The organism is Salinisphaera sp. (assembly GCF_035690525.1).
Taxonomy (GTDB): Bacteria; Pseudomonadota; Gammaproteobacteria; order Nevskiales; family Salinisphaeraceae; genus Salinisphaera.
The window spans coordinates 1-11,412 of sequence record NZ_DASSKM010000046.1 but is presented as its reverse complement, the minus strand read 5'-3'; the positions used below and the strand labels follow the sequence as shown (position 1 = coordinate 11,412).

The 11,412-nt window shown below is 65.3% G+C and carries 12 protein-coding genes; 9 read left to right on the top strand and 3 right to left on the bottom strand.

Features of this window, described 5'->3' with window-relative positions; all coding sequences use genetic code 11:
- The 5 genes from VFJ08_RS03570 to VFJ08_RS03550 form a co-directional block, all read left to right on the top strand.
- Positions 1–1,222, top strand: a 1,222-nt coding sequence (locus VFJ08_RS03570) for a Bcr/CflA family multidrug efflux MFS transporter (protein WP_324995243.1), incomplete at its 5' end; no start/stop codon positions are given.
- A gap of 74 nt (positions 1,223–1,296) precedes the next feature.
- Positions 1,297–2,211, top strand: coding sequence for an NAD(P)-dependent oxidoreductase (locus tag VFJ08_RS03565; RefSeq protein WP_324995241.1), 915 nt, complete (start codon positions 1,297–1,299; stop codon positions 2,209–2,211).
- Between the two features lie 38 nt (positions 2,212–2,249).
- Complete coding sequence (gene rfbB, locus VFJ08_RS03560) at positions 2,250–3,260, top strand: dTDP-glucose 4,6-dehydratase (RefSeq protein WP_324995239.1); 1,011 nt, start codon at positions 2,250–2,252, stop codon at positions 3,258–3,260.
- A 91-nt stretch (positions 3,261–3,351) separates the two neighbouring features.
- Entirely contained in the window at positions 3,352–4,032 is a 681-nt protein-coding gene (locus VFJ08_RS03555) for an EamA family transporter (RefSeq protein ID WP_324995237.1), read from the top strand.
- Between the two features lie 9 nt (positions 4,033–4,041).
- Positions 4,042–4,227 (top strand): hypothetical protein, encoded by a 186-nt coding sequence (locus VFJ08_RS03550; RefSeq protein WP_324995235.1) that lies wholly within the window; start codon positions 4,042–4,044, stop codon positions 4,225–4,227.
- A 9-nt stretch (positions 4,228–4,236) separates the two neighbouring features.
- Here VFJ08_RS03550 and VFJ08_RS03545 read toward each other — a convergent pair whose 3' ends face one another.
- Positions 4,237–5,439: a VanZ family protein gene (locus tag VFJ08_RS03545; RefSeq protein WP_324995233.1), complete on the bottom strand. Its 1,203-nt coding sequence runs from the start codon at positions 5,437–5,439 to the stop codon at positions 4,237–4,239.
- A gap of 227 nt (positions 5,440–5,666) precedes the next feature.
- Between VFJ08_RS03545 and VFJ08_RS03540 the strand changes: the two genes are divergently transcribed.
- The 4 genes from VFJ08_RS03540 to ggt all read left to right on the top strand — a co-directional run bounded on the left by VFJ08_RS03540 (position 5,667) and on the right by ggt (position 10,096).
- Positions 5,667–5,861, top strand: a complete 195-nt coding sequence (locus VFJ08_RS03540) for a protealysin propeptide domain-containing protein (RefSeq protein ID WP_324995230.1) — start codon at positions 5,667–5,669, stop codon at positions 5,859–5,861.
- 46 nt (positions 5,862–5,907) lie between these two features.
- Positions 5,908–6,876, top strand: coding sequence for an aldo/keto reductase (locus tag VFJ08_RS03535; protein ID WP_324995229.1), 969 nt, complete (start codon positions 5,908–5,910; stop codon positions 6,874–6,876).
- An 85-nt stretch (positions 6,877–6,961) separates the two neighbouring features.
- The gene (locus VFJ08_RS03530) at positions 6,962–7,948 is read left to right on the top strand and encodes an aldo/keto reductase (protein WP_324995227.1); all 987 of its coding nucleotides are present in this window, start codon (positions 6,962–6,964) and stop codon (positions 7,946–7,948) included.
- A 348-nt stretch (positions 7,949–8,296) separates the two neighbouring features.
- Positions 8,297–10,096 carry a gamma-glutamyltransferase gene (gene ggt / locus VFJ08_RS03525; RefSeq protein ID WP_324995225.1) on the top strand — a complete coding sequence of 600 codons (1,800 nt, stop codon included), beginning with the start codon at positions 8,297–8,299 and terminating at the stop codon, positions 10,094–10,096.
- Positions 10,097–10,129: 33 nt separating this feature from the next.
- Here ggt and VFJ08_RS03520 read toward each other — a convergent pair whose 3' ends face one another.
- Positions 10,130–10,690, bottom strand: a complete 561-nt coding sequence (locus VFJ08_RS03520; protein WP_324995224.1) for a DUF2058 domain-containing protein — start codon at positions 10,688–10,690, stop codon at positions 10,130–10,132.
- Between the two features lie 41 nt (positions 10,691–10,731).
- On the bottom strand, positions 10,732–11,412 hold a 681-nt coding region (locus VFJ08_RS03515), incomplete at its 5' end, for an EAL domain-containing protein (protein WP_324995222.1).

The window sequence follows — 11,412 nt, the reverse complement described above, 5'->3', positions numbered from 1 at the left end:
AGGAGTCCGCTCGATGACCGAAACCGCCCAGAGCCGGGGCGAGCACGTACTCATGGTGTGCGTACTCGGTCTGCTGACGGCTGTCGCCCCGCTGTCGATCGATACTTATCTGCCGGCCATGCCGGCGCTGGCCCGGCAGTTCGCGGTCGATCCGGCCCATGTCCAGTACAGCCTGAGCCTGTTCTTCGTCGGGCTGGGTTTCGGGCAGCTGCTCTACGGGCCCGTGTCGGACCGGCATGGCCGGCGTCCGGTGCTGTATTACGGGCTTGCGCTCTATTTGGCCGCGAGCGTGGCCTGTGCGCTGGCATCGTCGATCAACATGCTGATCGTGGCGCGTTTGGTCCAGGGTCTTGGCGCCGCGGCCGGGCCAGTGATGGCGCGGGCGATCGTGCGCGACCGATTCGAGGGCGCGAAGGCCGCCAGCGTGATGTCGTTCGTGGTCATGGTCATGGGCGTGGCGCCGCTGATCGCGCCGATGATCGGCAGCATGATTCTGTTTCTCGGCGAATGGCGGATCATCTTCTGGATGCTGGTCGGCTATTCGCTGGTCGCGCTGACGACGCTCGCCCTGTTGCTGGTCGAGTCGCACCCACATCATCGCCGGGTGCGTGATCGCGGTCTCGCCGCGCAGTACATTGGCTATATATCGCTGGTACGGCGGTTGCCGATCTTTCTCTATCTGGCCTGCGGTTCGCTGATGTTCGGGGCGCTGTTTTCGTATGTGGCCGCGAGCGCGTTCGTCTATGTCAACCAGTTCGGCGTGGACGAGTCGGTGTTCGGGTTCTATTTCAGCGCCAACGTGGTCTCGATGCTGATCGGCACCTTCACCAACGGCCGTATCGTTGAGCGCTTCGGTTATCGCGCCATGCTCGGCGTGGCCGTGGGCAATACGCTGGTTTGTTCGCTGGTGCTGCTGGCGACCACGCTGACCGGCTTCGGCGGCTTCTGGGGGGTGGCGATTCCCTTGTTCTTCCTGTTGTCCACGGTCGGCGTGGCGGGCGCGAACACGGTCGCCGGCCTGTTGGATCTCGCCCCGGATGCCGCCGGCGCGGCCTCGGCCCTGTTCGGCGTGTTCCAGTTCGTATGCGGCGCGATCGCGACCTGGGCCGTGGGCTGGGTCGGCGGCGACGCCGAGGCGATGGCGATCGTGATGGCGACGGCCGCCGGTGCGTCTTTTGTTGCCTATTTAGCGCTGCGGCGCTGGACGCCCGCGCCGGGTTGAGGCCTGTTTAGCGCGGGCATGGCATCGGCGGCTGTGTCAGGATGGCGCGATTGACCTACGCAGGATGAACCCGCATGCCCCAACGTATTTTGTTCACCGGCGGCTCGGGCAAGGCCGGGCGCCACGTGGTGCCCTATCTGCTCGACCGCGGCCATACGGTGGTCAATATCGATCGCACGCCGCTCGACGAGCCGCGGGTGCATAACCTGATCGCCGACATCACCGACTCCGGCCAGATGTTCAACGCGCTGACGGCCTATGCCGATCTCGGTGAACTGGACGAGCCGGGTCATGGGCCGAAACCGTTCGACGCGGTGGTTCATTTCGCGGCGATTCCGCGCATCTTGATCACGCCGGACAACGAGACCTATCGCATCAACACGGTCGGCACCTACAACGTGCTCGAAGCGGCGACCAAGCTTGGCGTGCGCAAGATCGTGTTCGCCTCGTCGGAGACCACCTACGGCATCTGTTTCGCCGAAGGCGAGGCCAAGCCGGAATTTCTGCCGGTGACCGAGAATCATCCGACCGAGCCGGTCGACAGCTACGCGATGTCGAAGGTCTGCAACGAGGCCACGGCCCGGGCGTTCGCCCGACGCAGCGGCGCCGATATCTACGGTTTGCGCATCGGCAACGTGATCGAGCCGCACGAATACGCGACGTTTTTTCCGCGTTATTTCGACCGGCCGGCGCTGCGCCGGCGCAATATTTTCTGCTATATCGATGCGCGCGATCTTGGCCAAATCGTCGATCGCTGCCTGGCGGTCGACGGCCTGGGCTACGAAATCTTCAACGCGGGCAACGACCATAATTCGGTCGATCTGACGACGGCCGAAATCATCGAGAAGTTCTACCCCGACGTGCCGGTGACGCGCGATCTCGGCGCATACGAAGCGCTGTATTGCAATCGCAAGATCCGCGACGTGCTCGGCTTCGTCGAGGCGCACCCCTGGCATCGATACGTCGCCTCGCCGCGGCCGGGCGGCTGAACGCCCGGGCGGTCGCGGTATAACCGGAGCCGAGGTCTTTGCGTATTCTGGTTACCGGCGGCGCCGGCTTTCTCGGCTCGGCGCTGGTCCGGTATCTGTTGGCCGCCAGCGCGCACCACGTGATCAATGTGGATGCGCTCACCTATGCCGCGCTGCCGGGCGCGCTGGCCGGGCTTGCGCGCAATCCGCGTTATGTCTTCGTCCGGGCCGACGTACGGGATGCGGCGGCGATGGCGGGCGTGTTCGCCGAGCACGATCCCGACGGCGTGATCCACCTGGCGGCCGAGTCGCACGTCGACCGTTCGATCGCCGGGCCCGCGGTATTCGTCGAAACCAACATCGCCGGCACCCAGGTGGTGCTGGAAGCCGCGCGGCGCCATCGCGACCGGCTGCCGGCGGCGCGGGCCGACGCGTTCCGCTGGCTCCAGGTGTCTACCGACGAGGTGTACGGCAGCGCCGCGCCGGGCGAGATATTCGACGAAGCGAGGGGCTATGCGCCGAATTCGCCCTACGCCGCGAGCAAGGCGGCGGCCGATCATCTGGTGCAGGCCTGGCGCGTCACCTACGGCTTGCCGAGCCTGATTACCCACGGCGCCAATACCTACGGGCCGTTCCAGTATCCTGAAAAGCTCGTGCCGGTGACGGTCTATCGCGCGCTCGCCGGGCGCGAACTGCCGGTCTACGGCCAGGGCACGCAAATGCGCGACTGGCTTTACGTCGACGACCATGCCGCGGCTATCGCCCGGGTATTCGCGGCCGGACGTATTGGTGCGCGCTATAATATCGGCGCCGGGCATGTCTGTACCAATCTCGAACTGGTGCGGCGCGTGACCGGGATCGTCGATCGGCTGGCGCGGCCCGGCGAGGCGAGCGTGGATCGCATTCGCTTCGTCGCCGATCGGGCCGGGCACGATCAGCGTTACGCGCTGGATACCCGGCGCTTGCGCGACGAACTGGGCTGGCGGCCGCGCCTAGCGCTCGACGCGGGCCTCGAGGCCACGGTGCGCTGGTGCATGGCGCATCCCGAAGTCGGGCGGCTGATGGCGTGATCGCCACCGCGCCCTAAAAGATCACACCTGGGACAACAAGCCCTACGACCGACTGGTAGTATCGCCGCTCGAATCCGTCACACGACACTTCATGTCGAGTCATCGTCATACCGGGCTGGCGAGCCTGTACGTGCTGCTTGCCGGCTGTCTTTGGGGGCTGTACTGGATGCCGGTGCGCGCGCTCGCGGCCGCGGGGCTGGCCGGCCCGCTCGGTTCGTTGGCGGTCGCGACGATCGCGCTGCTGCTGCTGTTCGCCGCCATGCTGGTATGGCGCCCGCCGCGTGCCCGCGTCGACCCGTTGGGTTTGCTGGCGAGTGCGGCCGGCGGCGCGGCGTTCATGCTCTACTCGGTCGGGCTGGTTGAAGGGCGCATCAGCTCGGTCATCCTGTTGTTCTATCTGACGCCGGTCTGGACCACGTTGATCACCGCGCTCGTGTTGCGCTGGCCGGTGCCGCGGCTGCGTTATGCGGTGATCGCGTTCGGCTTGGTCGGTCTGGTGCTGGTGCTCGGCGCCGGTCACGGCGTGCCCCTGCCGCGCCAGCTCGGCGGCTGGCTCGGGCTGGCGGCCGGGCTGCTGTGGTCGGTGGCCTCGATCGGGATGCGAATACGCGGCGAAATGGCGCCGCTGCCCGGCAGCACCGTGTTCGCTGCCGGCGCATTGATCGCCGGCCTTCTGCTGTGGCTGATTCTGCCCGCCGAGCCAGGCGGGGTACCGATACGGTTCGACATCGCGACGGCGGGCTTGATGCTGGCCGCCGCCTTGCTTTGGTAGATCAGTCCGATGCTGGCCTTGGTGTGGGCCACCGCGCGGCTCGAACCGGCGCGGGTGGGCATTTTGTTGATGAGCGAGGTGCTGGTAGGCGTGGTCTCGTCGGTGCTGCTCGCCGACGAGAGCATGACCGCCACGCAGATCGCCGGCGCGGTGCTGCTGGTCGCGGTCGGCTTGCTCGATGCGCTAAGCGGGTGAGCCGGGCGCTCAGTCGAGCGTGGTGCAGGTGCGCCGCTCGCGCCGTCGTGCGGCCGCGGCTGTCGGCGATGCCGCCAGCCAGGACAACACCGCCGCCGCGCCGAGCGCGATCACGGCATCGGTGATCTCGGCCGAGCGGCCGGGCAGATGGGTCTCGATCAGGCTGGTCGCGAACAGCCCCGCGGCCGCCAGCACAACGGCGAACCAGTGGCGCAGCCCGGCCACCGCCAGCAGCCAGACCAGGCTCGAATAGAGAAATATCTTGTCGGCGAGCGCCTGGGTGTTGGCGGCCATCGAACCGTGCAGGATCGAGAAGAACGGTATCCAGCCGAAGTCCTGGGCCTCCGATTGCCAATGGAACGGCAGCAGTCGATCGCCCAGTATCACCAGTGCCAGCAAACCGGCCAACAGAGCGCCGGCGGCGCGCCTGGGCAGAGCCGAGAGCAGCCGCCAGCCGACGGCCGCGATCGGCAGGGCGACGATTTCCGACAGCGACAGGTGGTTGTGGGTGATGACGATCTTGGCCGACAGCACGGCCGGCATGACGGCCACGATCAGCCAGCGGCTGCGTCCGCGTCCGACCAAATCGGCCAGCAGCGCCGCGGCCACGACCCAAATCACGCCGTAGGAGGCGATATCGAAGGCATGCACGCTCGGATGCACGACCACGGGTTTGAGCGCGCGCCAGTAAGCATGCAGATCCAGCGTCGGCACATAGGGAAACAGCCGATAAGCCAGAAACGAGAGCAGCAGCAGCGCCGCGGTCTGGCGCGCCGGCGTGTCCACGTCCACGCGCCGGCCCAGCCAGCGGGTCAGCGGCAGCGACAGCGCGGCGCCGGCCAGCGTGCCGATGACGTTGGGAAAAATGTCGGTGATCGTGGTGACACGGTTGGTATCGAAGAATTGCGTCATTTCGACGCACAGACACAGCGCGGTGCCGACCGCCGTGGCGAACATCACCTGACGCCAGGCCGGCCGCGCGTCATCCTGGGCGGCGACACAGAACAGTCCGAGCGGCACATACAGCACGACGTTGGCGATCAGCCCGGACCACGGCTGATCGTGCAGGTGGTGGCTCAGAAACAGCGTCTGCGCTGCGGCGATCAGGGACGCATCGTGAAACTGGAACGGGTAGAGCGAGCCATACAGAATGAACGCCGCCGCCGCGAAGCTGGCGTAGACGAAGCGATGGGGCGAATTGATCGGCGACATGGCCGCCATTGTAGCGCCCGCGAGCTTCCTCGGGCCCGGCCGGCCCGCCGATGAAATCGATCGACGCCGGGCAGCGCGCCGCATGCGGCGCCCGTTTCCCGTGGCGGCGAAAATCGCCTGTGTGCATGACGCGTCATCGTGTCTGGCGGCATCCGTGTACGATGGGATGCGAACTCGGCGCGCCGGGTGCATGATACAGCCAGCTCATTCGTGCATCGGAGACCGCTATGGCTTCGACCGCTCATCTGCATAGCGGTATTGTGCCGCCGCATATCCTGGATCGGCTCGTCCGCCACGGGCCCGACGAAAACACCCGCCGTTGCGCGCGACCAACCCAGCGCGCGAATCAATCGCCGCGCTCGATGGCCCGGCCGGGCGCGGCCTACGATGATCCGGCGCTCGCCGTGCACGGTCTGCATTAAGCCGTCGTTTTATATACATCAATCGATTGATCCACCGGGAGTCACCATGGAATACCGCACACTCGGTCTGACCGAACTCGAGACCGCGCCGCTGATCTTCGGCGGCAACGTGTTCGGCTGGACGCTGGACGAAAAAGCCAGTTTCGACATGATCGATGCCTGGCTGGACGCCGGCTTTAACATGATCGACACCGCCGATGTCTATTCGAAATGGGTCGATGGCCATACCGGGGGCGAGTCGGAAAGCCTGCTTGGCCGCTATTTTGCCGAGCGCGGCAACCGCGATCGGGTGCTGCTGGCCAGCAAGGTCGGCATGGAAATGCCGGATCAGGGCGAGGGCCTGTCGCGCGAATGGATCACGACCGAGATCGAGAACTCGCTGCGCCGGCTGCGCACCGACTATATGGATTTGTACTTCGCGCACACCGACGACGACGCCACGCCGCTCGACGAGACGATGGAGGCGTTCGACCGACTGATCGCCGACGGCAAGGTGCGCAATATCGGCGCGTCCAACTACGACGGCTCGCGGTTGGTCGCGGCGCTCGGGGCGGCCCGCGATCTCGAAGTGCCGCGCTACGAGGTGCTGCAGCCGTTCTACAATCTCTACGATCGGCACGACTACGAGAACGATCTGGCCGATATCTGCATCGAACACGACCTCGGCGTCACGCCGTATTTCTCGCTGGCCAGCGGTTTTCTCACCGGCAAGTACGGCAGCCGGGAGGACGCCGTGGGGCGAGCGCGCGCGCCGTTCGTGGACAAGTATTTCGATGAGCGCGGTATGCGGATTCTCGACGCCTTGGACGCCGTGGCCGGGCGCTACGACACGTCCCAGGCCGCCATAGCGCTGGCCTGGCTGATGCAGCGTCCGAGTGTGACCGCGCCGATCGTTTCGGCCACCTCGAAGACGCAGTTCGAGCAACTCGTCTCGGCCACATCGGTCAAGCTCGACGAAGACGCGGTCGCGCGTCTGGACGAGGCCAGCGCGACCGCGCCGGAAGAACGCGAATAGCGAATTCGTCTCCAACCGTTTCATTCACCAATACCCGCGGCTTGCCGCGGGCATCTTTCACCCGTCCACCGTGAGGAGGACAGACATGAGCGATTTCAGGCACTCCGGGCCCAAGCTGGATCGTATGGGTTTCGGCGGCGCGCCGCTGGGCGATATGTTCACCCATTCCGACGACGAGCACGCCCGCGAAACGCTCGCCACGGCGTGGGATCACGGCATCCGCTACTACGATACCGCGCCGCACTACGGCGCCGGGCTCTCCGAGCAGCGTTTCGGTTCGTTTCTGGCGCGCAAGCCGCGCTCGGAATACCTACTTTCAACCAAGGTCGGACGCGTGCTCGAACCGGCCGACGAGCCGGAGGCCACCGGCCCGTTCGTCGGCGGGCTGTATTTCACGCGGCGCCTGGACTACTCCTACGACGGCGCCAGGCAGGCCGTGCATGACAGCCTGCAGCGCATGGGCGTGGGCTATCTGGATATCGTTTATATCCACGATTTGTCGCCCGATGCGCTCGGCGAACAATGGCGCGAGCACTTCGCCACCGCGATGTCCGGCGCGGCGAAAGCGCTCACCGAGATGCGCGATCAGGGTCTGATCCACGGCTGGGGGCTCGGCGTGAACACGATCGAACCCTGCCTGCGGGCGCTCGAAGAATCGGATCCGGACGTGTTCCTGCTGGCGACCCAGTATCATCTGCTCAATACCGCGGGCGCGGACGAACTGTTTCCGCGCTGTCTGGAGCGCAACGTCGGCGTGGTGGTCGGCGCGCCGTTCGGCTCGGGCCTGCTGGCCGGCGGTGATCACTATATCTACGAAAAAGCCGCCGACGAGCCGATCCGCATCCGTGACCGCATGGCGGCTATCTGCGCTGCCCACGGCGTCGACCTGAAGGCCGCGGCGCTGCAGTTTTCGGCGGCGCATCCGGCGGTGGATTCGATCATCCCCGGCGCGAGCAAGCCCGAGCGCATCCCGCAGAACAAGGCCCTGTTCGAAGCCGATATTCCGGCCGATGTCTGGGCCGAGTTCAAGCGCGAGGGCCTGTTGCCAGAGTCCGCGCACGTGCCGGACTGAGCCGGGCTGGCGGTATTGCTACTTTGAATTTTGCGCCCGGCTACGACGGCCGGGCTCGTTTTAATGATTCGCAAAAGAAGTAGCAAAGGCAAAATCGCCCGCAAATGAACGCCAATAAACGCGAATGAAAGTGAGAAAGCGTATAAGCGCATTTTATTCGCGTGCATTTGCGTTTATTTGCGGACTGTTTTTGACCGGTAGGTCATTGCTTTTGCAGGTTGCTATTATTGGCGGACTCACTTTTTGGTGGTAATGGATGAGCTTTGATGAAAACTGAGCATCCATGGATGCTCGCGTGTGTCGGGCCGGCTATAGTGGCCCGGTAATCCAGGTTCGGTGATCGCTTTCATGCTTAGGGGATTCGTGCGCTCGACCGGCGTATTCGTCGTCGCTTTCTGGCTCGGCTGTCTCTTGCCGCTCGGCGTCGCCGCGGCGGCGTCGGCCGGAAACGGAATTTCAGCCATTGCGCTGGACGCCACCGCGCCGCCGACGACACGAGCCGCGCTGGCCGAGGCGCGTCCGGTAGTGGCGCCGCATGCCATGGTCGTGACCGCCCAGCATCTGGCGACCCGGGTCGGCGTCGACGTGCTCAAGGATGGCGGCAACGCGATCGACGCGGCGGTGGCCGTCGGTTATGCGCTGGCGGTGGTGCACCCGTGTTGCGGCAATATCGGCGGCGGCGGCTTCATGGTCGTACATATGGCCGGGTCGGCCGATCGTCCGGCGCGGAACCTGTTTCTCGATTTTCGCGAAAAAGCGCCCGAGAAAGCGACGCCGACGCTGTTCCAGGACAGCCAGGGCCATGTGGTCGAAGGGCGTAGCACCCAGACCTATCTCAGTACCGGCGTGCCCGGCACCGTGATGGGTCTGGAAAACGCCCGCAAGCGCTTCGGCACCATGAGCCGGAAGCGTCTGATGGCGCCGGCGATCAAGCTGGCGCGCCAGGGCTTCGTTCTGCGCCAGGGCGATGTCAATATCCTGCACGAGCGCAGCGACGACTTCGCCGACGATCCGAACGTGGCGAAGATCTTTCTCGATCACGGCGAGCCCTATCAGGTCGGCGACACGCTCAAGCAGCCGCAGCTCGCGCATACGCTGTCGCTGATCTCGAAGCAGGGCGCCAAGGCGTTCTATCGCGGCGCCATCGCCAAGGCCGTGGTCGAGGCCAGCCAGGCGCACGGCGGCATACTCACGATGTCGGACTTCGCCGACTACACCGCGCCCTGGGGCCGGCCCGTCACCTGTGACTATCAGAGCTATACCGTGGTCTCGACGCCGCCGCCGAGTTCGGGCGGTACCACGATCTGCGAGATTCTCGGCATTCTCGAACCGTTGCCGCTGGCGAAATGGGGCTACGCTTCGGTCAAGACCTCGCATTATCTGATCGAGGCGGAGCGACGGGCGTTCGCCGACCGCAACACCTATCTCGGTGATCCGGCCTTCGTCGACAACCCGATCGATCGGTTGTTGTCGGCCGATCATCTGAGCCGCCTGCGCGACAGCATCGATGCCGACCAGGCCACGCCTTCATCCCAAATCGACGGCAGCCTCGGTCCGGACGAGGGCCGGCACACCACGCAGTATTCGATCGTGGATGCCCAGGGCAACGCGGTGAGCGTGACTTACACCATCAACTATCTGTTCGGCAGCGGCCATATCGCCGGCGACACCGGCTTCTTTCTCAACAACGAAATGGACGATTTCACGGCCAAGCCGGGCGTGCCGAATGCGTTTGGGCTGGTGCAGGGCAGGGTCAATCGGGTCGAAGGCGGCAAGCGCCCGTTGTCGTCGATGTCGCCGTCGCTGGTGCTGGATGACGGCGAACTGTTCATGGTCACCGGCAGTCCGGGCGGGTCGACCATCATCTCCACCACGCTGGAGTCCATGCTCAATGTGATCGACTTCGGCATGAATATTCAGCAGGCGGTCAACGCGCCGCGTATTCATAACCAATGGCTGCCGGACACGACCAAGGTCGAGCCGGGTTACTTGAGCGATACGGTAAAAGCCAGGCTCGAAGCCATGGGCCACAGCTTTAACGTGGTGCAATCCTGGGGCGCGGACGAAGCCATCCTACGGCGCGAGGACGGCCGGCTGGCAGGCGCCAATGACCGCCGGCGCCCGGCGGGGCTGGCGGCCGGGTACTGAAATCCGACCCGGCCCGGCGGCTCGGCGATCGGGTCACCACATCAGATCGTCGGGCACTTCGTAGCCGGCGTAGGGATCGTCCGGGTCGGGCGCGTTGTTCCCGGTCTCGGTCACGCGCGAGATCGCTTTGGGAATCAAGGCTTCCAGGCGCTCGGCCGTCGCCGTATCGACCAATGAGGTCGCGCCGTCGTAGCGTACGATCGCCAGCCCGCCCGAGGCCAGACGCCGGCGCTGTTCGCGACTGACGGGCAGGCGCCGGATCTTGCCCTTCACCGTGTAGCTGTAGGGCGGCTCGTCCGCTTCGGGCGTCTCGATCGCGATCCGGTTTTCCTGGATGATCTGGATCGCCCGGCGTTTGCGCTCGCGCTGTTCGCGTTCCGCATTGGCGGCCTGTGCGCGCCGGCGATCGGCTTGACGCTTGGCGGCCTGCGCGGCGTCGACTTCTTTCGACAGATTCTGTTGCTCGGTCGGCGACTGCTTGCCGGCGCGACGGGCGGCCTTGTTCTTGCGGGCCTTGTCCTGGCGCGCCTTGTTCGCCTGCTTCGGCTTGGCGATACCGGCCTTGAGCAACTGATCCTGTAGCGACTGACCCATGATGTGTGTCGATTGCGAGTGATCGATGACTATTTTAAGCGCTACCAGTCGATATCGCAGCACATGACTTGCTCCGGCGGCCGCCCGCGGGCCACCGACAGCGTGACGCACATATAGGCGCCGGAACTCGACAGGTAGGGGCGCGAGGTCTGAAGACGATGCGGTTCGGCCATTGCGGCGCGAAAATACTGGCGTCGATGCCAAGTGCCGCCCGACGTATCGTTGATCGGCCCGGCGTGGAAAATCCGTCGCGCGCGCAGCGAGCGGCCGTCCAGATGCATGATCTCTTCGCCGCGCTCGTTGAGGATGTAGAAACGGGCGGCGCGCGGCATGGCCATCAGCGCGCGGGCCGCGGTATCCGGATTCTCGCCCTGGTCGATGCGCTCCATGACGTCGCGGAACGCATCCGCATAGGGCGCGATGCGATCGGCTTCCAAGCGCTCCTCGATCGTGGTGGCGGTCTCGAAATGACGGGTAATCTCGCCGAGCAGCGGCAGGCCGCCGACCGGATCGTGATCGATATCCCGGCTTGGCGGCGCGAAATAAAAGCCTTGAACGAAGTCGATATCGGCATCCATGGCCAGCAGCGCCTGCTCGCGTGTTTCGATGCCTTCGGCCAATACCAGGCAGCCGGCCTCGTGGATCAGCGACACCAAGTTGGGCAGCATCTGACGCAGACGGCCCGTTCGGTGTTGTTCGGCTTCGACGATCAGGCTGCGGTC

Coding starts and splice junctions, on each gene's coding strand:
- VFJ08_RS03565 (WP_324995241.1), top strand. CDS start 1,297: ATGCCCCAACGTATTTTGTTCACCGGCGGCTCGGGCAAGGCCGGGCGC.
- VFJ08_RS03555 (WP_324995237.1), top strand. CDS start 3,352: ATGTCGAGTCATCGTCATACCGGGCTGGCGAGCCTGTACGTGCTGCTT.
- VFJ08_RS03550 (WP_324995235.1), top strand. CDS start 4,042: ATGCTGGCCTTGGTGTGGGCCACCGCGCGGCTCGAACCGGCGCGGGTG.
- VFJ08_RS03545 (WP_324995233.1), bottom strand. CDS start 5,439: ATGTCGCCGATCAATTCGCCCCATCGCTTCGTCTACGCCAGCTTCGCG.
- VFJ08_RS03540 (WP_324995230.1), top strand. CDS start 5,667: ATGGCTTCGACCGCTCATCTGCATAGCGGTATTGTGCCGCCGCATATC.
- VFJ08_RS03535 (WP_324995229.1), top strand. CDS start 5,908: ATGGAATACCGCACACTCGGTCTGACCGAACTCGAGACCGCGCCGCTG.
- VFJ08_RS03530 (WP_324995227.1), top strand. CDS start 6,962: ATGAGCGATTTCAGGCACTCCGGGCCCAAGCTGGATCGTATGGGTTTC.
- ggt (WP_324995225.1), top strand. CDS start 8,297: ATGCTTAGGGGATTCGTGCGCTCGACCGGCGTATTCGTCGTCGCTTTC.
- VFJ08_RS03520 (WP_324995224.1), bottom strand. CDS start 10,690: ATGGGTCAGTCGCTACAGGATCAGTTGCTCAAGGCCGGTATCGCCAAG.